Genomic DNA, 21,868 nt, shown 5'->3' with positions numbered 1-21,868 from the left:
CTCCAAAAGACGGATTGTAACGATGGCTCGGCGACCCCGATGACGTGGGGAAATGCGCTTTCCCGCACGCATTGAGGGCAGAAAAGAAGTCGCAAGCGCCATCTATGTTGCTAAAACGCCAGCTTCAAGGTTGCAAAACGTAAGGCAGCGCTAAACTGCCCGCCATGAAATTCGCGCACCTCGTCGTCCTAGGCTCGATCTTCCTTCTGCCAGTGGGTGCCCAGGCCCAATGGCAATGGATCGACAAGGACAACAAGAAGGTCTTCAGCGACCAGCCGCCCCCGATCGACATCCCCGAAAAGAACATCCTTCACAAGCCGAACGTGCCGTCGAAGCGCGCAAATGCGGCTGCGCCGGCAACGCCAGTCGAAGCCCCCGCTGCAAGCGCATCCGTGCCGGCCGCCAGCGCGAAGCCATCGGGCATCGACAAGGATCTTGAAGAAAAAACGCGCAAGGCCGAAGAGGCCGAAAAGGCCAAGCAAGCGGCGGAGATGCAGAGGATTGCGCAGGCCAAGGCTGAAAACTGCAATCGGGCGCGGCAGGGCAAGGCAACGATGGACAGCGGTATCCGCGTGGCGCGGGTCAATGCTCAGGGCGAGCGCGAAATCATGGACGACAGAGCGCGCGCGGCCGAACAACAGCGCCTGCAATCCGTCATTGAATCGGACTGCAAGTAGCGGTTTCTGTTTCTCGTTTCTACGCTTCTACGTTTCTAGTAGCCCGCTTTGCCACCCTTGCGACGGCGAGCAAAGAGGCCTGTTCCGCGTGCGCCCTGCTGCTTGAAGCGCTCGCGCCGCGCGATCTTGGGATCGACGGTCAGCGGACGGCACAGCTCGACGCGATCGAGGTTTGCCAGGACTTGGGTCCATTCCGCTTGCCGGCCCCAGATCCCCGGAGTGGCCGCCTTCCAGTCGAATTGCGGAAACGCGGCGGAAAGGCCGGTTGCAAGCACCGCATCTTCGATCGAGGACCCTTCAGGAACGCTCACAACCTCTTCGAACACCTCGCGCGGAGCGGGCGAACAAACTACCGTGACTTGCAGCGGCATCAGGCGGTGCCGTAGATGTGTTCGGCGCGCTTCACAAAGGCTTCCACGAGGTTGGAGGCAATCTTGTCGAACACGGGTCCCACCAAAGCCTGCAGCGCAAAGTTGTTGAAGCCATAGCTGAGGTTGAGTTCGACGCGGCATGCGCGCTCGCCCTCTTCGCCGACAGGTGTGAATTTCCAGACGCCGTCGAGATTGGAGAATGGCCCGTCCACGAGTTTCAGATGCACTTCCCGGCCCGGCACGTGAGTGTTGCGGGTCGTGAAGTTTTGGTGAAATCCACTGAACGCGAGGCCAACCTGGGCAGTCATGCCGAACTCGTCCTGCTCCATGACTTTCGAGCGATCGCACCACGGTAGAAACTCCGGATACTTCGCGACGTCGGTGACCAGGGCGTACATCTCGTCGGCGCTGTACCAGATCAGAACGGACTTGTGGACTGTTTTCATAGAATCGGCACAGCGTGCGCGACGGATTGTATTGAAGCCATGCAGACCTCACTTGATTCACCATGGCCACCAAGAAAAAGCAAGACACATCTTCCCGCATCGCGGACAACAAGAAAGCTGCCTACAACTACTTCTTCGAGGAGCGCTTCGAAGCAGGAATGGTGCTCGAAGGATGGGAAGTCAAGTCGCTGCGCGAAGGCAAGGTGCAATTGACCGACGGCTATGTCGTGATTCGCGATGGCGAACTCTTCGTGATCGGCTGCCAGATCAATCCCCTGCGCTCGGCTTCGACGCACGTCACGCCCGACTCGGTCCGTACCAAGAAGCTCCTGTTGCACAAGGAACAGATCCGCCGCCTGATTGGCAAAGTCGAGCAAAAGGGCTATACGCTTGTGCCGCTCAACCTCCACTGGAAAGCCGGCAAGGTGAAATGTGAAATCGCACTGGCCAAAGGCAAGGCCGAACATGACAAGCGCGACACCATCAAGGACCGCGAAGGCAAACGCGAGGTCGAACGCGCCATGAAGAGCCGAAGCCGCTGAAGGAACCCGCATGGCGATCCAACCCCTCGATGCTTCGCGTGTCAATCCGCTTGAAGGCGGCCCGAGCTTTTCACTGGGCAACCGGATATCGCGCGCCATCTGGAATCTGACTTGGGCAGTGCTTGCATCGTGGACGCCGCCGCAGATGCGCTTCTGGCGGCGCTTTTTGCTGAAGCTCTTTGGCGCCCGGTTGGGCGAACTCTCCGACGTGCGGGGCAGCGCGCGGGTCTGGTACCCCCCTCACCTGCATCTTGCGGACCGCGCGCTCCTGGCTGAACGGGTGACTTGCTACAACATGGCTCCCATTTCGCTCGGCGTTGGAGCGCTGGTCTCGCAAGGCGCACATCTTTGCGCCGGCAGCCATGACATCACTTCGGAAAATTTTCAGCTGACGGCCCAGCCGATCACCATCGGCGCGCGGGCTTGGATTGCAGCCGAAGCCTTCGTCGGACCCGGTGTGGAGGTGGGTGAAGGCGCGGTCCTGGGGGCTCGCAGCGTTGCATTCCGGTCGTTGGATCCATGGACCGTCTATGGCGGAAATCCGGCCAAGGCGATCAAACGGCGCGTCATGCGCGACGGCACTGGCGGCGATCCTGGCGGCACCCCCTGATCTCGTTCATTTATTTTGAGGCGGTTGGAATAAACACGACCGCGGCGGCGTTCATGAGGCAATCGACCACGATCGGTTGAGTCGCCTCCAGGAAACATTCCATGCCGCCAATCAATTTGCCGCTTGCTGTGCTGGTTGCCTACGTCACGCTGATGAGCGGCTACCTGGCTGTCCAGAGTCCGGACCGTGTGGCTCCGATCTGCCGCGCGATTCAGCACTGAACGCCTGTCGTCATGGATTCCAGCGCCATCGTCGAACAGATCCCGAGCCTGCGTCGATATGCGCGTGCGCTAACCGGCGACGGCTGGGCGGCCGACGACCTGGTGCAGGACACGCTCGAGCGCGCTTGCAGCAAGTGGCGCTTGTGGATCGTCGGAACCGACTTGCGCGCCTGGCTCTTCACGATCATGCATAACGTATTCGCGAGCCAGATCCGACGCGCACCGCCTCGCGCTTCGGTCGATGTCGACGAGCTTGTTCACGAATTGCGCGGCGCTGAGTCGCACCGCGACCAGGCCCTCGATCTCCAGCGTTGTCTGCTGTTGCTTCCGGAGGACCAGCGCGCTGTGCTTCTGCTCGTGGCGCTCGAAGATCTTTCCTATGCGCAGGTGGCCAAAGTGCTTGGCGTTCCGGTCGGCACCGTCATGTCGCGCCTTTCACGCGCACGCAGTCGCCTGCAGGATCTGATGGATGGGACGTCGACACCAGCCAATCGCCCGGGCCTGCGCCGCCTCAAGTAACCGGCCATTGCCATGAAAACGCCTACTCCGCCCGTCGACGATGATCTGCACGCCTGGGAAGCTCAGCGCGAAGCGTTGCGCCAGTTGCATCGCGAGGTTCTCGACGAACCGGTGCCGCCGGCCTTGCTGGCAGCGGCCGGCCTTGCTGCCCGGCATCACGCCCGTCAGAACCGCTGGATGCAATGGGGCGGGATGGCCGCCGGGATCGCCCTCGCCTTTGCCGCGGGTTGGCTGGCCAACAATCAATGGACATCGCCGACCGGCGCGCCGTTGGCTCGGGGGCCGGCGACGCGGGAATTCGTCCACGCGGCCGCTGTGGCTCATGCTGTCTACACGCCCGAAAAACGTCACCCAGTCGAAGTGGCCGCTGCGGACCAGCAGCACCTCGCGCAATGGCTTTCGAAGCGCCTGGATCGGCCCATCAAGGTACCGGATCTGTCGGCAGAGGGCTATACGCTCGTGGGTGGACGCCTGTTGCCGGGCAACGAAGGCGCGCGAGCGCAGTTCATGTTCGAACGAGCCACGGGGGAGCGAATCACGCTCTACATCGGCAGTCTCGCCACCTCATCCAAGGCCGCGCGCTCGGACGAGACTGCATTCCGATATTCGGCGGATGGTCCGGTGCCCAGCTTCTACTGGATCGACCATGGGTTTGGCTACGCGCTGACCGGACCGCTGTCCCACGATGCATTGCTCGGTATCGCCACGGTGGTCTACCAGCAATTGGAAAAGGCCGGCGGATAGACTGTCCACTCGAACTCGTTTTTTTTAACCGAAGGAGAAAACTCTATGAAACTGCTCAGCGCCTCGATCCTCGCCGTTGCCCTGCTCGCCGGATGCGGGAGCATGTCGCCGGCACCGGACACGCCGACACGCACTGCCGACGGAGTGCTGATCGGCCCGACCGGCATGACGCTGTACACCTTCGACCGAGATGCCGTCGGGAGCGGCAAATCCGCCTGCAACGGCCCATGCGCCACAGCCTGGCCGCCGCTCCCCGTCGCAGAAAATGCCAAGCCGATCGGCCCCTACACGATCATCGTGCGCGATGACGGCAAGAAGCAGTGGGCCTACAAGGGCGCGCCGCTGTACTACTGGTCCAAGGACACGAAGGCTGGAGACAAGACGGGCGACGGTTTCAACAAAGTCTGGAAAGTGGCTCGCCCGTAATCCGAGCGACCCAATAGAAAAAGCCGGCCTGAAGCGCCGGCTTTTTTGCTTTTCGATTCAGGCCGCAGCGCGATCAGCAGCGGCCCTTCTTTGCTTGACCCGGTGGGCAGTGATACGCGTCATCGTAGCGGTCGTGATCATGACCACGATCGTGTTCGTGATCATGGTGCCCGTGGTCACGGTCCTTCTTGTACTTGACGGGTTTCCAGTTCGGCTCGACCCAGCGCCATCCACCATCCGCACGCACCCAGCGGCCCGGCGCATAGTCGTAGTCGGCGCGTGCCGGTTGCCAATACCCCTGGTGCCACGCGTAGGCATTCTCGCGATACTGCCAATTGCCAGGCACCCAGATATACCCCGCACGTGGCGGCGGCAGGGGCTCCATGCGGGGCGGCGGCGGCGCGACTGCCACGAGTCCCGGAATGTTGATGTTGATGGAAACCTGCGCCGACGCGCAGAACGGCACGGCGACGAGGGCGCAAGAAAGAAGAGTTGCTGAAAAGCGCATCTGTAGTGAGGTCCTTTGAAAGTTTCAGGAAGTCCCGGGCAGCGTGGCCGCGGGCACGCGACGCTCGCGCATGCCAAGAAGTTCATTGAACACGAGCGCGCCAATGACCAGGACACCGCCTGCAAGCACGCTCGACTCTGGCTCTTCTCCGGCGCCGACCCATGCAAGCGCGATACCGAAGATCACCTCCAGGAGGCCCAGAAGCGAGACCTCCGGTGCCTTCAGGACACGCGCGCAAAGCACGGAAAGGACGCACGGAATCGCAAGCTGAAAGAGCCCAAGGAAGGCCAGAAGCCCGAGGTCGTGCGCGTTGGCCTTCAATGGCCACGCCAGCGGTAACGTGACGAGGACGGAAATCATGGCTCCGATCAGCACGGCCGGAACGAGATCGACATCGTGGCCCTTCGCGTGAGCATGCTGAACCACCGTCCAGTTGCACGCTGCGGCAAGCGGAACGCCTAGCGCCACCAGTGTGCCGAGCAGCGAACCCTCTCCGACCTGCGCTCCGTACATCCATCCGATGCCGATGCCGCCCAGGACGATGGCGCCCCAGGTGCGCGCTGCGAGTTTGTGGCCGATGAAAATCCGCGCGCCCAGCGCCGTCAGCAGGGGCCCAAGCGCCATGGTGACCAGAACGTTGGCAACACTCGTCAAGGTGAGCGCGACCATGAAGGCCGTGAACATCACGCTCCAGCAGACGCCGGAGATCCACAGTTCATGCCCCGCGTGCCGAATCCGCGTGAAAACCGCCCTGCCCCTCCAAAGCGGAAGGATCACGAGCAGAGAAACCACCGTGAAGAAGCTTCTCCAGAACGTCACCTCGAAGCTGCGCGCGTGCTCGAGGTGGCGGGTGACGACTCCCGCCGTGGCCCACATGAGGGTCACCACGACCATCAGACAGGCTGCGCGGCCGTGCGTCAGTCCACGACGTCCGCCGGCGGAATGCATCAGGCGCTCTCGCGGGAAGCGCGCTTGCGCTCGTGTTCCTTGAGGTAGCGCTTGCGCAGCCGCACGCTCTTGGGCGTGATTTCGACGAGCTCGTCGTCCTCGATGAATTCCACGCCGTATTCGAGCGTGAGTTCGATCGGCGGCGTGATCTTGATCGCATCTTCCTTGCCGGACACGCGGAAGTTCGTCAGCTGCTTGGTGCGCGTGGCATTGACCACCAGATCGTTGTCTCGGCTGTGGATGCCGACGATCATGCCTTCGTAGACGGGGTCGTTCGCACGCACGAACATGCGGCCGCGGTCGTCCAGCTTGCCCAAGGCGTAGGTGAAGATCTCGCCGTCATCCATCGAAATCAATACGCCGTTCTTGCGGCTGCCGATCTCGCCCTTGTGTGGCTCATAGCTGTCGAAGATGTTCGAGATCAGGCCCGATCCACGCGTCAGATTCAGGAACTCGTTGGTGAAACCGATCAAGCCTCGCGCCGGAATGCGGTATTCGAGGCGCACGCGGCCGCGACCGTCCGGCTCCATGTTGACGAGTTCGCCTTTGCGCTCGCCCAGCGCTTGCATCACGCCGCCCTGGTGCTGCTCTTCGATGTCGGCGGTCACCAGTTCGATCGGCTCGTGCCGCTCGCCATCGATGTCCCGGAACACCACGCGCGGCTTCGACACTGCCATTTCGTAGCCTTCGCGACGCATGTTTTCCAGCAGGATCGTCAGGTGCAGTTCGCCGCGGCCCATGACTTCGAAGACACCTTCTTCGTCCGTTTCCTTGACGCGCAGGGCCACGTTGTGTTGCAACTCTTTCTGCAGGCGGTCCCAGATCTGGCGACTGGTGACGAACTTGCCTTCGCGGCCGGCGAGCGGGCTCGTGTTGACGCAGAAGTTCATCGTCAGGGTCGGCTCATCGACCTTGAGCATCGGGAGTGGCGTCGGATTGACGGGATCGGTCACCGTCACGCCGATTCCGATATCGGCAATGCCGTTGATCAGAACGATTTCACCTGGACCTGCCTCTGCGGCCTGGACGCGCTCCAGACCCTGGAAGGTCAGCACCTGATTGACGCGGCCCTTGACGGCCTTGCCGTCCGGTCCTTCCATCACGACGACATCCATCATCGGTTTGATGGTGCCGGCGTTGATGCGGCCAACGCCGATCCGGCCCACAAAAGTCGAGAAGTCGATGGCCGAAATCTGGAGCTGCAGTGGCGCTTCGGGGTCGCCATCGTGCGCAGGTACGTGCTTGAGGATGGTGTCGAACAACGCCGACATGTCGGGGCCCCACTGTTCACCGTGCTCGCCCTCTTCCAGCGACGACCAGCCGTTGATGCCGGACGCATAGACGACAGGGAAGTCGAGTTGTTCGTCGGTGGCGCCGAGCTTGTCGAACAGGTCGAAGGCGGCGTTGACCACGTGGTCGGGGCGTGCGCCGGGCTTGTCGACCTTGTTCACCACCAGAATGGGCTTCAGGCCGAGAGCCAAAGCCTTTTTGGTCACGAAGCGCGTCTGTGGCATCGGGCCTTCTTGAGCGTCGATCAACAGCACGACGCCGTCCACCATGCTCAGCGCACGTTCGACTTCACCGCCGAAGTCGGCGTGGCCTGGGGTGTCGACGATGTTGATGTGCATACCCTTCCACGTCACGGCACAGTTCTTGGCGAGGATCGTGATACCCCGCTCTTTTTCGATGGCGTTGTTGTCCATCACTGTGTCGACCACTTTCTCGTGCTCGGCAAAGGTGCCGGACTGGCGCAGCAATTGGTCGACCATGGTGGTCTTGCCATGGTCCACGTGGGCGATGATGGCGATGTTGCGGATCTGGTTGGTGCTCATGGTGTCGCTTCGGTCAAAAGTGTCTGCTGGATTTCGATGGGGTTCAGCAAGCGCCCCGGGATCAGTTCGCCGGCCGCGACATGGGCAGTGCCCAGGAAGGCGTGCGGCTCGCGGCCAAATACGGCCACATGCGATGCGTCGGGCCAATTCCCGCGACGGCGCAGGCCCGACAGGAACCTCGCCGCATCTTCCGGCCCGAGCGTGACGGTCGTATGGCCGGTCACCAGCGATTCAGCCGGCAGAAGTTGCGCTAGACGCTCTTCTTCGCCCATGGCTTCGAACGCTTCGAGGGTCACGCACTGCGAGATGTCGAAGCCGCCTGTCGCGATTCGGCGCAGGAAAGTCAGATGTGCGCCGCAGCCGAGCGCTTCGCCGATGTCTTCGCCGAGCACCCGAATGTAGGTGCCCTTGCTGACCGCGGCGCGGATGTGAATGGTGTCGGCCGTGTCGGCCTTCAGCGTGAGTTCATGAACCACGACACTGCGAACCGCGCGTTCGACCTCGATGCCCTCGCGCGCGTATTCGTAGAGCGCCTTGCCGTCCTTCTTCAGGGCGCTGTGCATCGGCGGCACCTGGGCGATCGGCCCGGTGAACTTCGCTTCGGCCCGCGCAAGATCGTCCGCCGTGACGGACACCGGCCGTTCGGCCACGACTTCGCCCTCGGCATCTCCCGTGGAGGTCTTTATGCCGAGCCTGGCGCGAGCTTCATAGGTCTTGTCGGCTTCGAGATGAAGTTGACTGAACTTCGTGGCGGCGCCAAAGCACAGCGGCAACACACCCGTCGCGAGCGGATCGAGCGTGCCGGTGTGTCCCGCTTTTTCAGCGCGCAGCAACCATTTGGCCTTCTGCAAGGCCTGATTGCTGGAGAGACCCAGCGGCTTGTCGAGCAACAACACCCCATGCACAGGGCGCCGCTGCACCCGTGTGCGTGGCGCGTTCATCGTCAATCGTCTTTCGAGCGCGACGCGACCGCCTGGGCGATCAGCGCATTCATGTCCGCGGCGCGTTCGGTCGTGCGATCGAACTGGAAGTGGAGGGTCGGAACCGTGTGGATGTGCAGGCGCTTGAACAAGCCATTGCGCAGGAAGCCCGCAGCCTGGTTCAAGGCCTCGGTCGTCTCGACCGGATCGCCCACGAGAAGGCTGAAGAAAACCTTCGCGTGCGCGTAGTCCGGCGTGACCTCGACGGCCTGGATCGTCACCATGCCGACGCGCGGGTCCTTCAACTCGCGCGCGATCAGCTCGGTCAGATCGCGCTGGATCTGATCGGCCACCTTGAAGGCGCGGTTGGGGGTAGCGGTCTTTCTTTTGGGCATGGCCGAGGTCGATCCAGGTGCTTACAGCGTCCGGGCGATTTCCTTGATCTCGAAGAACTCCAGCTGATCACCTTCCTTGATGTCGTTGTAGTTCTTGAGCTTGATACCGCACTCGAAGCCTTCGCGGACTTCGCGGACGTCGTCCTTCAGGCGCTTGATCGAGTCGACTTCGCCAGTGTAGATCACCACGTTGTCGCGCAGCAGGCGGAAATGTGCCGTGCGGTTGACCGACCCGGAGGTGACCATACAACCCGCGACCGTGCCGATCTTGGATGCCACGAACACGGTACGGATCTCGGCGGAGCCGATGATCTCTTCGCGGCGCTCGGGCGCCAACATGCCGGCCATCGCCGTCTTCAACTCGTCCACAGCGTCATAGATGATGCTGTAGTAGTGAATGCCGACGTTGTTGCCTTCGGCGAGCTTGCGCGCACCTGCGTCGGCACGCACGTTGAAGCCGATGACCATCGCCTTCGAAGCGATCGCAAGATTGATGTCCGACTCGCTGATGCCGCCGACTGCCGCGTACACCACCTGCACCTTGACCTCTTCGTTCGAGAGCTTGAGCAGCGATTGGGCCAGGGCTTCCTGCGAACCCTGCACGTCGGCCTTGATGATGATCGGCACCATCTTGACTTCGCCCGCGGTCAGGTCGGAGAACATGTTCTCCATCTTGGCCGCCTGCATCTTTGCCAGCTTGGTGTTGCGGAACTTGCCCGCACGGTATGTCGCGATTTCGCGCGCACGGCGTTCGTCGCCCATCACCATGAACTCGTCGCCAGCTTGCGGGACTTCGGTCAGGCCCTGGATCTCGACCGGGATGGACGGGCCAGCCGTCTTGATGGTCTTGCCATCTTCATCGATCATGGCGCGCACGCGGCCGTAGGTCGAACCGGCCAGCACCACGTCCCCGGTCTTGAGGGTGCCGGACTGAACCAGCACCGTAGCGACCGGTCCGCGGCCCTTGTCGAGTTGCGCCTCGATCACGAGACCCTTGGCAGCAGCATCCACCGGCGCCTTGAGTTCCAGCACTTCGGCCTGCAACAGAACCTGCTCCAGGAGATCGTCCACGCCCTGCCCGGTCTTCGCGGACACGGGTACGAACGGCGTATCGCCGCCGTATTCTTCGGGCACGACTTCTTCCGCAACCAGCTCTTGCTTGACGCGGTCGAGGTTGGCATCGGGCTTGTCGATCTTGTTGATCGCCACCACGATCGGCACCTTCGCAGCCTTGGCGTGCTTGATGGCTTCCTTGGTCTGCGGCATGACGCCGTCGTCCGCGGCAACCACCAGGATCACGATGTCGGTCGCTTGCGCGCCGCGGGCACGCATGGCAGTAAACGCCTCGTGGCCCGGGGTATCGAGGAAGGACACCATGCCACGAGCGGTCTGCACGTGATAGGCGCCGATGTGCTGGGTGATGCCGCCGGCTTCGCCCGCGGCGACCTTGGCGCGGCGGATGTAGTCCAGCAGCGAGGTCTTGCCGTGGTCAACGTGACCCATCACGGTCACGACCGGTGCGCGAGGCAAGGCTTCGGCCTGCTGCGCCGACACGTCCTCATCGGTGAAGGCTTCGGGATCGTCCAGTGCGGCGACGACCGCGCTGTGGCCCATTTCCTCCACGATGATCATCGCGGTGTCCTGGTCTAGCGACTGGTTGATGGTCGCCATCTGGCCTAGCTTCATCAATTGCTTGATGACTTCCGAGGCCTTGACCGCCATCTTGTGCGCGAGCTCCGACACCGTGATGGTTTCGGGAACATGGACTTCGATCACGCGAGCCTCGACCGGTGCCGCGGGTGCGCGCTCCTCTTGCCCGTTGCGGTCGTTGCCCCGACGACCACGAGGGCCTCCGCGCCAATTGCCGCGACCGACGCCGCCGCTCGCATCGCCGCGGGTCTTGATTTCCTTCTTCTTGGCGGTGTCACCGGCCCAGCTCGACGAGAGCTTGGCGGATTTCACTTCCTTACCAGCACCGGCACCCGCTGCGGGCGCGGCAGCTCCGGGCGCTCCTGGCGCGCCGGCACGTGCTGCGGGCGCCGTCGGTTTATGCAACGTACCCTTCACGCCACCCTTGGCGGCGTCGGGGGCGGGCTTTTCAGGAGCCTTGTGCGGCACCAGCACCCGAGCCGGCGCGTTCATCATGGCGCGGATGGCTTCGGCCTCGGCGAGCGCCTTGCGACGGCGTTCGTCCAGATCCCTGGCGCGAGCGGCTTCCTCGTCCGCGCGCGCTTTCGACTCGGCAGCGGCCTTTGCCTTGGCGTCGTCCTTGGCTTGCGCGGCTGCCGCCTCGGCAGCAGCCTTGCGGTCAGTGGCGGCAGGCGTTTCTTCCGGAGCCTCCGGAGCGCCTTCAGTCACTGTCGCCGCCGCAGCGGCTTCGGCCGCCTTCTTCTTGGCGGCTGCCTTGGCTTCCTGCTCGGCTCGTTCGGCTTGTTCGGCCTGCGCACGCTCACGCGACTCGGCTTCTTCACGCAAGCGACGCTTTTCGACCAGCTCTTCTTCCTGGCGCCGGATCAGTTCGGCCTGGCGACGGGCTTCCTCCTCACGGCGGGTGAGTTCGGCTTCGTCGATCTGAGGGGCAGCGGCCGGTGCGGCGACGGGCGCTTCGGCCTGCGGCGCAGCATCGGCAGTCGCCGGATGGCCTTCATCGCGCTGGATGAAAGTGCGCTTCTTTCGCACTTCGACCTGGATCGTGCGGGCACGTCCGGTCGCATCCGCCTGCTTGATCTCGCTGGTCGACTTCTTCGTCAGCGTGATCTTCTTGCGTTCGGGCTCGACCGTGCCGTGGCTGGCCTTCAGGAAGCCGAGCAATCGCTGCTTGTCCGCCTCAGTGAGGGCGTCGGTCGGCGCCTGCTTGGGCACCCCGGCGCTCTTGAGCTGGTCAAGCAAGGTTTCGGGAGTCTTCTTGAGTTCGTTCGCGAACTCGGCGACAGTGGTACTGGACATATTGGTTTCGTGCCTCCATGACCATCACTCTTGGCCGGCGAACCAATGTTCGCGGGCTTTCAAGATGAGGTTCTTGGCGTCATCGGCGCTCTGGCCGGTGATCTCGGTGAGTTCATCGACCGCAAGGTCGGCGAGGTCGTCGCGGGTATGTACACCCGCCTCGGCCAACTTCGGAATAAGTGCCGGATCCAGCCCGGCAAGGTCGCGCAGATCCTGCGAAACGCCCTCCACATTCTCTTCGCGGGCGATTTCCATGGTCAACAGCGCATCCTTGGCGCGCGACCGCAATTCGTTGATCGTATCTTCGTCGAAGCTTTCGATCTCGAGCAATTCGGAAATCGGGACATAAGCGACTTCTTCCAGGCTGGTGAAGCCTTCGGAAATCAGGATGTCGGCGATTTCCTCGTCCACATCCAGCTTTTCCATGAAAAGCTTGCGGCTGGCATCGGTTTCGGTCGCCTGCTTCTGGGCCGACTCGTTGGCATCCATGATGTTGATCTTCCAGCCGGTCAGGTCGGAAGCCAGACGCACGTTCTGCCCGCCACGGCCGATCGCGATTGCGAGGTTTTCCTCGTCGACCACAACGTCCATTGCATGCTTCTCTTCGTCGACCACGATGGAGCTGACGTTCGCAGGTGCGAGGGCACCGATCACGAATTGAGCCGGGTCTTCGCTCCAGAGCACGATGTCGACGCGCTCGCCGGCGAGTTCGTTCGTCACGGCATTGACGCGCGTGCCGCGCACACCGACGCAGGTGCCGATCGGATCGACGCGCTTGTCGTGCGAAAGCACAGCGATCTTGGCCCGTGAACCCGGGTCCCGGGCACAGCTCTTGATTTCGAGCAAGCCCTGTTCAATTTCGGGGACTTCCTGGCGGAAGAGCTCGATCATGAATGCCGGCGCTGCACGAGACAGGATGATTGGTGCGCCACGCAGGGTCAGGTCGACTTCCATGATCATGGCGCGTACGCGATCACCATTGCGGAGGTTTTCCTTGGCGATCATCTCGCTGCGGCGGAGGCGCCCTTCGACCCGGCCGGCCTCGACGATGATGTCGCCCTTGTCCAGCCGCTTGACGGTGCCAGTGAAGATCTTCTCGCCACGCGACATGAAGTCGTTGAGCAGCATTTCGCGCTCGGCGTCTCGGATCTTTTGAAGAATGACCTGCTTGGCAGCCATCGCGCCGATACGGCCGATCGGCACCGAATCGACGGCCTCTTCGATGTATTCGTCGACCTCGATGTCCGGCATCTCTTCCTTGGCTTCGAAGAGCAGGATTTCCTGGTCGGGCAATTGCAGGCCGGCCTCATCGGGAACGACGTGCCAACGACGGAAGGTCTCGTAGTCGCCGCTGTCGCGGTCCACGGCGACGCGAATGTCCACATCGCCCTGATAGAGCTTCTTGGTAGCTTGCGCCAAGGCGGACTCGACCGCACCGAAGACGACGTCGCGCTCGACGTTCTTCTCGCGCGAGATCGCATCCACCAACATCAACATTTCGCGATTCATGCCACCACTCTCCTCGTTCAGTCCGACACTACCGTGCCAGGTTTGGGCCTGCGCCCCTTGAAATCCACTATCGGGGCGAGCCGCGCCTCACGCAACTCGTCCAAGGCAAAACCCAGCGCCTGCATCGGAGCAGGCGCGCGCTTTTTGCTGATCTTCTGGCCAGGCTTTGGCACCGAGCGGCCTTCGGGCTCCTGGCTCCAGACGATCTGCCAGCCCTGCGAACCGTCGGCCATCGCAACCCGCTCCAACGTGCCCCGAAATTTCTTGCGATTGGCCGCCACTTGGCCGCTTGCCGCCGCACCCATCGGTGCCTTGAGCGTGATGTCGACGACTTCGCCCACAAAACGCTCGAAATCCTGCTCATTGCGTAACGGGCGGTCGATGCCTGGAGATGACACTTCGAGCCGCTTGTATTCGGCGCCATCGACTTCGAGTGCGAACTGCAACTGTCGCGTGACCTTTTCGCAATCCTCGACCGTCAGGACGGGCTCCGGCACCCCAGGCGACACAGCGACAGAATTTGGGCCATTCCACGGCAAATCAATCGTGACGCGCAGCAATCCCCCGGCCGACCGCTCGATCTCGACCAGGTCGTAGCCGAGTCCGGCCACGGTTTGTTCCACTGTCTGCTGCAATGCCACGTGTCTGTTTGCGCCCTTGATGTGCCCGATGCCGCCGCCCGCTTTTGCAGCACCAGGAAAAATGCTTCGACCAATAAAAAACGGGCGGTAAGTACCCGCCCGTTTGGTCGTGAGCCTCGAATTATATGCCAAACGCGTTACGAATTCATCGTTTCCCAAGGTCCAGGCAAGCGGATGCGGTACCAGTCTTATTGTCATCAGTCCGACACAGCCGCTACAGCTTCGCGGCGGCGTGAGGCCCGGCCCTTGCCGATACGCAACATTTCCTGCATCCATGACTCGCCTATTCAGCCAAGGCGGCGGCGACTAGTTTCTGGGTGTAAGGATGCTCCGGCGCGTCGAGCACGCGCTCGACCCGGCCGGATTCGAGAATCGCACCGTCTTTCATGACGATGACCTGGTGCGCCATCGCGCGGATCACCTCCACGTCATGTGTAATCAATAAGTAACTTAGGCCGCGCTCGCGCTGCAAGCGCTGCAGCAATCCCAGGACCTGCTTCTGGATGGTCACGTCGAGCGCGCTCGTCGGCTCGTCAAGTACCAGCAGACTGGGATCGACGATCAGTGCGCGAGCGATCGCGAGGCGTTGTCGTTGCCCGCCGGAGAACTCATGCGGGTAGCGGTCCAGAAGCGCGGGGAACTGCGATTCGGTCAGCCCGACGTCGGCCAGCGCCGCCAAGGCGCGCGTTCGGCGCTCCGCCGAACCGAGTTCGGGTGCGTGAACGGTCAGGCCCTCGGCGACGATCTGTTCGACGGTCATCCGCGGCGAGAGCGACGAAAACGGGTCCTGGAAGACCACCTGCATGACGCGCCGCAGCGCACGGTTGCTGGCCCGTCCCGCGTCCCAGCGGTGGCCGGAGACGTCCAGTTCCCCCTGGTGCTTCAGCAAGCCGAGCGCAGCCAACGCCAGAGTGGATTTCCCCGAACCCGACTCGCCCACGACGCCCAGGGTCTCTCCAGGGCCGATGCTGAAGTCGGCGCCTTGAACGGCAATGAACTCGCCTTTGCGAAACCAGCCTCTCACTCCGGGCCTCGAGACCGGATAGCTCACGCGCAGCCCCTTCGCGGCCAGTACCGGCGCAGCGCCACCGGCGGGGGCAGGATCCACATCCCGTGTCGGCCGGCTGTCGATCAACTTGCGTGTGTAGGGATGCCGCGGCGCGCCGAAGACGGTCGACACGGCACCATGCTCGACGACGTGACCGTTTTCCATGACCGCCACGCGATCTGCGAACCGGTGCACCAAATTGAGGTCATGGGTGATGAGCAGCACGGCCATGCCGTACTTGCGCTGCAGGTCCGCCAGCAGTTCGAGGATCTGCGAGCGCACCGTCACGTCGAGCGCGGTGGTCGGCTCGTCCGCCAGCAGCAGGCGCGGCCTGCAAGCCAGCGCCATCGCGATCATCGCCCGCTGGCGCTGTCCGCCCGACAACTGATGCGGAAACGCCCTCGCCCGCCGCGCCGGTTCGGGAATGCCGGTGTCCGCCAGCAGTTGCACCGACGCTTCGTGCGCCGCCCTGGAAGACAGCGCCTGATGAAGTTCCAGCACTTCGGCGATCTGGTCGCCGACGGTGTAGAGCGCATTCAGAGCGGTCATCGGCTCCTGGAAGATCATCGCGATCTCCTTGCCCCGGATGCCGCGCAGCTTCGATTCAGGCAGTGACAACAAATCGCGGCGCGCACCCGTCGATTCGTCTCCAGCAAATTCGGCGACGCCGAAAACGTCCGCGTTCTGAACCAGTCGAAGCAGGCTCAGCGCGGTGACTGTCTTGCCTGAGCCCGACTCGCCGACCAACGCCAGCTTTTCGCCTTGTGCGATGCTGAAGTCGATGCCGTGCACCACTTCCTTGTCGCCGAAGGCAACCCTGAGCCCCTGGACATTCAACAAGGGTGTCATCTGTCAGCCTTTCGCGGATCGAGCGCGTCGCGCAGCGCGTCGCCCATGAATGTCAGCAGCATCAGCGTGAGGACGAGCACGCCAAAGGTAGACAAGGAAATCCACCAGGCATCGATGTTCGCCTTGCCTTGGCTCAGGAGTTCGCCAAGCGAAGGCGTACCAGGCGGAACGCCCAGGCCGAGGAAGTCGAGCGAAGTCAACGCCAGGATCGCAGCGCTCATGCGAAACGGAAGAAACGTCACCACCGGCGTCATGCTGTTGGGCAGAATGTGCCGCCACATGATCTGCAGATTGCCCACGCCCAACGCTCGCGCGGCCCGCACGTAGTCCATTTGGCGATTGCGAAGGAACTCGGCGCGAACATAGTCGGAAAGCCCCATCCAGCCGAAGAGACTCAGGAGGATCAACAACAGCGCGACGCTCGGCGCAAACACGGCGCTGAAGATGATGAGCAAATAAAGCTCGGGCATTGAACCCCAGATCTCGATGAAACGCTGGAACGCGAGGTCGGTCTTGCCCGCGAAGTAGCCCTGCACCGCGCCCGCCGCCACGCCCAGCACGGTACCGATGGCCGTGAGGGCCAGGCCGAACAGTACGCTCACCCGAAAGCCGTAGATCAGTTGCGCCAGCAGGTCGCGACCTCGATCGTCCGTGCCCAGCCAGTTGTCGCGGGTTGGCGCCGCCGGACTCGGAGACCTTGCGAAGTAGTTGAGCGTCTTGGGGCCGTACGGGTTCGGTGCGTAGATTGCCCAGTTGCCGCCTTGCGTGATGCGCTCGCGAATGAACGGATCGAGATAGTCCGTCGGTGTCTCGAAGTCGCCGCCAAAGGTTTTTTCTGAATAGTCGCGCAAAACGGGAAAGTAGATCTTTCCCTCGTAGCGCATGACCAGCGGCCGGTCGGTCGACAGCACTTCGGCAAAGAGGCTCGTGACGACCATCACCACGAACAGCACCAGGCTCCAATACCCCAGCCGATTGCGCTTGAAGCGCAGCCACGCGCGGCGTCCCGGGCTCAGCGACACGGGCTTGGCGACGGCGCTAGTCAAACTTCACCCTCGGATCGACCCATACGTAGCAGAGGTCTGAAATAAGCTTGGTCACCAAGCCGATCAGCGTAAAGAGATAAAGCGTGCCGAGCACGACCGGATAGTCGCGCCGGATCACGCTCTCGTAGCCCAGCAAGCCAAGCCCGTCGAGCGAAAAGAGCGTCTCGATGAGCAGCGAGCCCGTGAAAAACGCACCGATGAAAGCCGCCGGCAGGCCGGTGACGATCGGAATCAACGCGTTGCGAAATACGTGCTTCCAAAGCACCTGCCGTTCGCCCAGGCCCTTGGCGCGAGCCGTCAGCACGTATTGCTTGCGGATCTCCTCCAGGAAGGCGTTCTTGGTCAGCATGGAGGTCACCGCAAAGCTCCCCAGCACCATCGCTGTCACCGGCAAGGTGATGTGCCAGAGGTAATCGACGATGCGCGCACCCCAGCTGAGTTCGTCCCAGTTGGCCGAGGTCAGGCCGCGCAACGGAAACCATTGCAGTTGCCCACCAAAGATCACCAGCAGTGCCACGCCGAGGACAAAACCCGGAATCGCATAGCCGACGAGGATCAGCAAGGTGGTGACGAGGTCGAAGCGCGTGCCTGCGCGCACGGCCTTGGCGACGCCCAGCGGCACCGCAACCCCGTAGCTGATGAAGAAGGTCCAGAGCCCGAGACTGATCGAGACGGGGAGCTTCTCCAGGATCAGCGTCCACACATCCTTGTTCTGGAAGAAGCTTCGGCCCAGGTCGAAGCGGGCGAACTGCCCCAGCATCTGAAAGAGCCGCTCGTGCGCCGGTTTGTCGAAACCGTAGAGCGCCTTGATTTCCGCCAGCCGCTTCGGATCGACTCCCTGGTTGCCGCGATAGTTGGAGCCACCCGATTCGATGCCGCCGCGCGTGGCCGCCTTCGCTTCGGCGAGGTACTGCTCCACAGGACCGCCCGGCACGAACTGAATCACGAAAAAGGTCACCAGCAGCACGCCAAGCAAGGTGGGGATGAACAGCAACAGCCGCTTGAGGACATAGGAAAACATCGGGTCTTCGTTTCCTTTGCTGGCTCTGCCCTATTTGGCCCACCAGGTCGTCATGACCCAGTCTTCGGCCGATGCATAAGGCGGCATCGGCGATTTGTAGGCCAGGCGCCAGGCGTTGTAGGCGATCCGGTGCGACGTCAAGGTCCACTGCGGGATCAGGTAGTGGCTGTGCATGATGACCCGGTCGAGCGCCCGGCAGGCCGGAAGGAGTTCAGCCTTGCTCTCGGCCCGCACGATGTCGTTCACCAATGCATCGACCGCCGGACTGCTCACGCCCATGTAGTTGCCCGAACTCTCCGTCGTGGCCGCCTTGCTCCCGAAGATGTCCGCCAGTTGCTGGCCAGGATTGTTTGTGCCTGGAAAGTTGATGGTCGTGATGTCGAACTCGAACTTGTCCAGGCGCTGCTGGTAGAGCGCGAAATCAACCGAAGCGAACTTCAGCGTGATGCCCAGCTTCTCGAGATTGCGCATCCACGGTGACACGGTTCGGGCACCGCCCTCCTTGCTGTCGAGATATTCGAGTTGCATCGGCTCGCCTCGGGCATTGCGCAGCGCGCCATCGCGATATTCCCAGCCAGCCTGCTTCAGGAGATCACGGGCCTTGCGCAAGTTGTCTCGCAGCGAGTGCCCTGGGCCCTCGGTGGTCGGCGGCTCGTACATCGGTCCGAACACCTCGTCGGGAATCTTTCCGCGCCAAGGCTCCAGCAGCCTGAGCTCTTGCTCGGATGGCGTGCCTTCGGCCGCGCAATCGGTATTGCCGAACAGGTCCCTCACGCGCGGATAGCCGCCGTAGAACATCTGCCGATTCATCCACTCATAGTCGAGCGCGAGGCCGAGCGCTTGCCGCACGCGCCGATCCTGCAGCAGCGGACGCCTGCTGTTGAGCACGAAGCTCTGGAAGCCCGACGGCAGCCGATGGGCGAATTCGCGCTTGACCAGTTCCCCGGTATTGAACCGCTTTCCCGTCACGCGGCGCGCCCAGTCGCCCGCCGAATAGAAGCTCATCATGTCGAACTCGCCGGCCTTGAATGCTTCCAGGCGCGCCGTGTTGTCCTGGTAAATCTTGATCGTGATGCGGTCGAAGTTGTTCGTGCCGCGCCGAACGGCAAGGTCCCGCGCCCAGTAATTCGGATCGCGCACGTAGGTGATGTCCTTGCCGAAACGCACAGGGCCGATCTTGTAAGGGCCGCTGCCGATCGGGATGTCCATCACCACCTGGTCGAAAGGCTTGGCCTTGCCGTTCTCCATGCCCCATCGGCGGCTGAAGACGGGCAAGCCGCCGACAGTCAGCGGAAGTTCGCGATTCGGCTTCTTGAACTTGAAGCGAATGGTCCGCGCGTCGATCACCTCGGCGCCTTCGACATCTTCGAGCAGAGTCTTGTAGCCGGGCGACACATACGGACCGATCAACGTGTCGTAGCTGTGCTTGACGTCCGCGGCCTCGACGGGCGTGCCATCGTGAAAGCGCGCCTCAGGGCGAAGCTTGAAGGTCGCGCTGAGCCGATCGGGCGAGACCACCACGTCCTCGGCCAGGAGTCCGTAGCCCGATGCCGTCTCGTCCATCGACCCGGCCAGCAGCGAATCGAACATCAGGTTGGCCAAGTACGCGGGCGGGGCCCCCTTGATGGTGAAAGGGTTGTACTTGTCGAAGGTCGAATAGCGCTGATTGCTGACCAAGCGCAACTCGCCACGCTTGGGCGCATCGACGTTGACGTAGTCGAAAGCCTTGAAGCCTGCCGGGTACTTCAGGTCGTCCCACATGGCGTAACCATGCGCCGCCCAAGCGGGAACCGCACACACCAGCAAGCAACAGAACCAAAGAACCCGCATGCGAGAATTCTGCCCAAGATTTTCACAAGGTCGATCCATGGGCTTTCTTTCCGGCAAAAAACTTCTGATCACCGGCGTGCTGAGCAACCGCTCCATCGCCTATGGCATCGCCAAGGCTTGCCACCAGCAAGGGGCCGAACTGGCTTTCAGCTACGTGGGCGAGCGATTCAAGGACCGCATTACCGAATTCGCCGCGGACTTCGATTCAAAGCTGGTTTTCGACTGCGATGTCGGAGACGACGCGCAGATCGACAAGCTCTTTGCCGATCTTTCGCGGACCTGGCCCAAGTTCGACGGTTTCGTGCACAGCATCGGCTTTGCGCCGCGCGAGGCCATCGCCGGCGATTTCCTCGAAGGGCTTTCGCGCGAGGCATTCAAGATCGCGCACGACATCAGCGCCTACAGCTTCCCGGCAATGGCCAAGGCGGCCCTGCCCTACCTCAATGACAAATCGGCGCTGCTGACACTGACCTACCTCGGTTCGATCCGCGCGCTGCCCAACTACAACACCATGGGCCTTGCGAAGGCTTCGCTCGAGGCCTCGGTGCGTTATCTGGCTGAATCGCTCGGCCCCAAGGGGATGCGCGTCAACGGCATCAGCGCCGGTCCGATCAAGACGCTGGCTGCCAGCGGCATCAAGGACTTCGGCAAGCTCCTCTCTGCAATCTCGAAGGTCGCGCCGATGCGGCGCAACGTCACCATCGAAGAAGTCGGCAACGTCGCAGCCTTCCTGCTGAGCGATCTTGCAAGCGGCGTCACCGCGGAGATCACCTATGTGGACGGCGGTTTCAGCAACGTCGTCGGGGGCATCTCAGAATCCGTCTGAAGCGGCACATAGCCGCATTTCATAATCCCGGCATACCAAAAATGTCAGGGAGTTGATCGTGAGTTTTTCTTTTTGCAAACGCCGCAAGAGTGGCACCGGCGGAGCCACGTCCGTGGCGCTTTCCCGCCGAACGTTGTTGCTGGCCGCTGCCGGAATGGCCATTGGCCTTTCGAGGCAAGGCGAAGCCCTCGCACAGGGCGCCCCGAAGGCGCCCCCGCCTCTCATCATGGCCGAGGTCTACCGCCGCGGCATGTCACTCAACGATTACTGGGTCAGCGAAAAATACGATGGCGTGCGCGCCTACTGGGACGGCCATCAACTGAAAACACGCAGTGGCGAACCTATCGCCGCACCCGCCTGGTTCGTGGAGGCATTGCCTACGATGCCGCTGGACGGTGAACTGTGGGCCGGCCGAGGCCATTTCTCCCGCGCAGTGTCGACGGTGCGCAGCCAGACGCCGTCGGATACTGCATGGCGGGAGATTCACTTCATGGTGTTCGATCTTCCTGCCGAGCCGGGTGATTTCACGGCGCGGCTCGCGCGCTTGCGCAAGTTGTTTCCCATCACCACCGTCCCCTGGGCGGTCGCCGTGCCGCAACAGCGTGCCACGACCGCCGACGAACTCGACGCTCTGCTCGACAAGACCATCAGGATGGGCGGCGAAGGGCTGATGCTCCATCGGGGCTCATCGCTTTATCGAGCCGATCGCAGCACCGACCTTCTCAAGGTCAAGGCCTACGACGATGCAGAAGCACGCGTCGTCGCCCACATCGGCGGACGTGGCAAGCATGCGAAGCGGATGGGCGCGCTGCTGGTCGAAACGCCGGACGGCAAGCGCTTCAAGCTAGGCGGTGGCTTCAGCGATGCGGAGCGCGAGAAGCCGCCAGCCATCGGCACCTGGGTGACCTATCGCTACAACGGCAAGACCTCCTCCGGCTTGCCGAGATTCGCGCGTTTCGTACGCGGACGCGACGACGCCGACTTCTGAAGCGG

At 62.5% G+C, this 21,868-nt stretch carries 22 protein-coding genes; 8 read left to right on the top strand and 14 right to left on the bottom strand.

Going from position 1 to position 21,868, the window contains the following annotated elements; all coding sequences use genetic code 11:
- The first annotated feature begins 164 nt into the window (after positions 1-164).
- Positions 165-677: a DUF4124 domain-containing protein gene (locus AC1DMA_RS01355; protein ID WP_478142996.1), complete on the top strand. Its 513-nt coding sequence runs from the start codon at positions 165-167 to the stop codon at positions 675-677.
- A 35-nt stretch (positions 678-712) separates the two neighbouring features.
- Here the strand turns inward: AC1DMA_RS01355 and AC1DMA_RS01350 are convergent, their stop codons facing one another.
- Together AC1DMA_RS01350 and AC1DMA_RS01345 are read right to left on the bottom strand one after the other, a co-directional pair.
- Positions 713-1,048, bottom strand: coding sequence for an RnfH family protein (locus AC1DMA_RS01350; RefSeq protein ID WP_478123280.1), 336 nt, complete (start codon positions 1,046-1,048; stop codon positions 713-715).
- Positions 1,048-1,494, bottom strand: coding sequence for a type II toxin-antitoxin system RatA family toxin (locus AC1DMA_RS01345; protein WP_478123281.1), 447 nt, complete (start codon positions 1,492-1,494; stop codon positions 1,048-1,050). Before AC1DMA_RS01345 ends, AC1DMA_RS01350 begins: the two co-directional genes overlap by 1 nt.
- Positions 1,495-1,556: 62 nt before the next feature.
- Between AC1DMA_RS01345 and smpB the strand changes: the two genes are divergently transcribed.
- From smpB to AC1DMA_RS01320, 5 genes are all read left to right on the top strand, one after another.
- On the top strand, positions 1,557-2,036 hold the full coding sequence (gene smpB / locus AC1DMA_RS01340) for an SsrA-binding protein SmpB (RefSeq protein WP_478102927.1): 480 nt from the start codon (positions 1,557-1,559) through the stop codon (positions 2,034-2,036).
- A 10-nt stretch (positions 2,037-2,046) separates the two neighbouring features.
- Positions 2,047-2,646 (top strand): LbetaH domain-containing protein, encoded by a 600-nt coding sequence (locus AC1DMA_RS01335; RefSeq protein WP_478123282.1) that lies wholly within the window; start codon positions 2,047-2,049, stop codon positions 2,644-2,646.
- Between the two features lie 233 nt (positions 2,647-2,879).
- Positions 2,880-3,386 (top strand): sigma-70 family RNA polymerase sigma factor, encoded by a 507-nt coding sequence (locus tag AC1DMA_RS01330; protein WP_478123283.1) that lies wholly within the window; start codon positions 2,880-2,882, stop codon positions 3,384-3,386.
- Positions 3,387-3,398: 12 nt separating this feature from the next.
- On the top strand, positions 3,399-4,130 hold the full coding sequence (locus AC1DMA_RS01325; RefSeq protein ID WP_478123284.1) for an anti-sigma factor family protein: 732 nt from the start codon (positions 3,399-3,401) through the stop codon (positions 4,128-4,130).
- Between the two features lie 45 nt (positions 4,131-4,175).
- Complete coding sequence (locus AC1DMA_RS01320; RefSeq protein ID WP_478123285.1) at positions 4,176-4,556, top strand: COG4315 family predicted lipoprotein; 381 nt, start codon at positions 4,176-4,178, stop codon at positions 4,554-4,556.
- Between the two features lie 73 nt (positions 4,557-4,629).
- Here the strand turns inward: AC1DMA_RS01320 and AC1DMA_RS01315 are convergent, their stop codons facing one another.
- The 12 genes from AC1DMA_RS01315 to AC1DMA_RS01260 form a co-directional block, all read right to left on the bottom strand.
- Entirely contained in the window at positions 4,630-5,064 is a 435-nt protein-coding gene (locus tag AC1DMA_RS01315) for a hypothetical protein (protein WP_478123286.1), read from the bottom strand.
- 24 nt (positions 5,065-5,088) lie between these two features.
- A complete protein-coding gene (locus AC1DMA_RS01310; RefSeq protein WP_478123287.1) occupies positions 5,089-6,012 on the bottom strand; it encodes a DMT family transporter in 924 nt (307 codons plus the stop codon).
- Entirely contained in the window at positions 6,012-7,844 is a 1,833-nt protein-coding gene (gene typA, locus AC1DMA_RS01305) for a translational GTPase TypA (protein WP_478123288.1), read from the bottom strand. Before typA ends, AC1DMA_RS01310 begins: the two co-directional genes overlap by 1 nt.
- Complete coding sequence (gene truB / locus AC1DMA_RS01300; protein ID WP_478142995.1) at positions 7,841-8,785, bottom strand: tRNA pseudouridine(55) synthase TruB; 945 nt, start codon at positions 8,783-8,785, stop codon at positions 7,841-7,843. Before truB ends, typA begins: the two co-directional genes overlap by 4 nt.
- Positions 8,786-8,787: 2 nt before the next feature.
- Complete coding sequence (gene rbfA / locus AC1DMA_RS01295; protein WP_478102915.1) at positions 8,788-9,159, bottom strand: 30S ribosome-binding factor RbfA; 372 nt, start codon at positions 9,157-9,159, stop codon at positions 8,788-8,790.
- A gap of 21 nt (positions 9,160-9,180) precedes the next feature.
- Positions 9,181-12,105 carry a translation initiation factor IF-2 gene (gene infB / locus AC1DMA_RS01290; RefSeq protein WP_478142994.1) on the bottom strand — a complete coding sequence of 975 codons (2,925 nt, stop codon included), beginning with the start codon at positions 12,103-12,105 and terminating at the stop codon, positions 9,181-9,183.
- Positions 12,106-12,129: 24 nt separating this feature from the next.
- On the bottom strand, positions 12,130-13,614 hold the full coding sequence (gene nusA, locus AC1DMA_RS01285; RefSeq protein WP_478123291.1) for a transcription termination factor NusA: 1,485 nt from the start codon (positions 13,612-13,614) through the stop codon (positions 12,130-12,132).
- 17 nt (positions 13,615-13,631) lie between these two features.
- Positions 13,632-14,255, bottom strand: coding sequence for a ribosome maturation factor RimP (rimP, locus tag AC1DMA_RS01280; protein ID WP_478143340.1), 624 nt, complete (start codon positions 14,253-14,255; stop codon positions 13,632-13,634).
- 283 nt (positions 14,256-14,538) lie between these two features.
- The gene (locus tag AC1DMA_RS01275) at positions 14,539-16,152 is read right to left on the bottom strand and encodes an ABC transporter ATP-binding protein (RefSeq protein ID WP_478142993.1); all 1,614 of its coding nucleotides are present in this window, start codon (positions 16,150-16,152) and stop codon (positions 14,539-14,541) included.
- The gene (locus tag AC1DMA_RS01270) at positions 16,149-17,198 is read right to left on the bottom strand and encodes an ABC transporter permease (protein WP_478142992.1); all 1,050 of its coding nucleotides are present in this window, start codon (positions 17,196-17,198) and stop codon (positions 16,149-16,151) included. The genes AC1DMA_RS01275 and AC1DMA_RS01270 overlap by 4 nt, the downstream gene beginning before the upstream one ends.
- Positions 17,191-18,219 (bottom strand): microcin C ABC transporter permease YejB, encoded by a 1,029-nt coding sequence (locus tag AC1DMA_RS01265; protein WP_478123294.1) that lies wholly within the window; start codon positions 18,217-18,219, stop codon positions 17,191-17,193. The genes AC1DMA_RS01270 and AC1DMA_RS01265 overlap by 8 nt, the downstream gene beginning before the upstream one ends.
- Before the next feature lie 30 nt (positions 18,220-18,249).
- Positions 18,250-20,049 carry an extracellular solute-binding protein gene (locus AC1DMA_RS01260; protein WP_478142991.1) on the bottom strand — a complete coding sequence of 600 codons (1,800 nt, stop codon included), beginning with the start codon at positions 20,047-20,049 and terminating at the stop codon, positions 18,250-18,252.
- Between the two features lie 37 nt (positions 20,050-20,086).
- On the opposite strand from AC1DMA_RS01260, the gene fabI reads away from it, so the two are divergent.
- Both fabI and AC1DMA_RS01250 read left to right on the top strand, forming a co-directional pair.
- Positions 20,087-20,875: an enoyl-ACP reductase FabI gene (gene fabI / locus AC1DMA_RS01255; RefSeq protein WP_478142990.1), complete on the top strand. Its 789-nt coding sequence runs from the start codon at positions 20,087-20,089 to the stop codon at positions 20,873-20,875.
- 154 nt (positions 20,876-21,029) lie between these two features.
- Positions 21,030-21,863 carry a DNA ligase gene (locus tag AC1DMA_RS01250; RefSeq protein ID WP_478143339.1) on the top strand — a complete coding sequence of 278 codons (834 nt, stop codon included), beginning with the start codon at positions 21,030-21,032 and terminating at the stop codon, positions 21,861-21,863.
- Positions 21,864-21,868 lie beyond the last annotated feature (5 nt).

This window comes from Variovorax sp. 05N34 (assembly GCF_056397405.1).
This window is presented reverse-complemented; position numbering and strand designations above follow the sequence as displayed.

Excerpts from the sequence above, each read along its gene's own strand:
- typA (WP_478123288.1), bottom strand. The coding sequence starts at position 7,844 with ATGAGCACCAACCAGATCCGCAACATCGCCATCATCGCCCACGTGGAC.
- infB (WP_478142994.1), bottom strand. The coding sequence starts at position 12,105 with ATGTCCAGTACCACTGTCGCCGAGTTCGCGAACGAACTCAAGAAGACT.
- smpB (WP_478102927.1), top strand. The coding sequence starts at position 1,557 with ATGGCCACCAAGAAAAAGCAAGACACATCTTCCCGCATCGCGGACAAC.
- AC1DMA_RS01265 (WP_478123294.1), bottom strand. The coding sequence starts at position 18,219 with ATGTTTTCCTATGTCCTCAAGCGGCTGTTGCTGTTCATCCCCACCTTG.
- AC1DMA_RS01315 (WP_478123286.1), bottom strand. The coding sequence starts at position 5,064 with ATGCGCTTTTCAGCAACTCTTCTTTCTTGCGCCCTCGTCGCCGTGCCG.
- truB (WP_478142995.1), bottom strand. The coding sequence starts at position 8,785 with ATGAACGCGCCACGCACACGGGTGCAGCGGCGCCCTGTGCATGGGGTG.
- AC1DMA_RS01325 (WP_478123284.1), top strand. The coding sequence starts at position 3,399 with ATGAAAACGCCTACTCCGCCCGTCGACGATGATCTGCACGCCTGGGAA.
- fabI (WP_478142990.1), top strand. The coding sequence starts at position 20,087 with ATGGGCTTTCTTTCCGGCAAAAAACTTCTGATCACCGGCGTGCTGAGC.
- AC1DMA_RS01330 (WP_478123283.1), top strand. The coding sequence starts at position 2,880 with ATGGATTCCAGCGCCATCGTCGAACAGATCCCGAGCCTGCGTCGATAT.
- AC1DMA_RS01310 (WP_478123287.1), bottom strand. The coding sequence starts at position 6,012 with ATGCATTCCGCCGGCGGACGTCGTGGACTGACGCACGGCCGCGCAGCC.
- nusA (WP_478123291.1), bottom strand. The coding sequence starts at position 13,614 with ATGAATCGCGAAATGTTGATGTTGGTGGATGCGATCTCGCGCGAGAAG.
- AC1DMA_RS01275 (WP_478142993.1), bottom strand. The coding sequence starts at position 16,152 with ATGACACCCTTGTTGAATGTCCAGGGGCTCAGGGTTGCCTTCGGCGAC.
- AC1DMA_RS01355 (WP_478142996.1), top strand. The coding sequence starts at position 165 with ATGAAATTCGCGCACCTCGTCGTCCTAGGCTCGATCTTCCTTCTGCCA.
- AC1DMA_RS01250 (WP_478143339.1), top strand. The coding sequence starts at position 21,030 with ATGGCCATTGGCCTTTCGAGGCAAGGCGAAGCCCTCGCACAGGGCGCC.
- AC1DMA_RS01335 (WP_478123282.1), top strand. The coding sequence starts at position 2,047 with ATGGCGATCCAACCCCTCGATGCTTCGCGTGTCAATCCGCTTGAAGGC.
- AC1DMA_RS01345 (WP_478123281.1), bottom strand. The coding sequence starts at position 1,494 with ATGAAAACAGTCCACAAGTCCGTTCTGATCTGGTACAGCGCCGACGAG.
- AC1DMA_RS01350 (WP_478123280.1), bottom strand. The coding sequence starts at position 1,048 with ATGCCGCTGCAAGTCACGGTAGTTTGTTCGCCCGCTCCGCGCGAGGTG.
- AC1DMA_RS01260 (WP_478142991.1), bottom strand. The coding sequence starts at position 20,049 with ATGCGGGTTCTTTGGTTCTGTTGCTTGCTGGTGTGTGCGGTTCCCGCT.
- rbfA (WP_478102915.1), bottom strand. The coding sequence starts at position 9,159 with ATGCCCAAAAGAAAGACCGCTACCCCCAACCGCGCCTTCAAGGTGGCC.
- AC1DMA_RS01320 (WP_478123285.1), top strand. The coding sequence starts at position 4,176 with ATGAAACTGCTCAGCGCCTCGATCCTCGCCGTTGCCCTGCTCGCCGGA.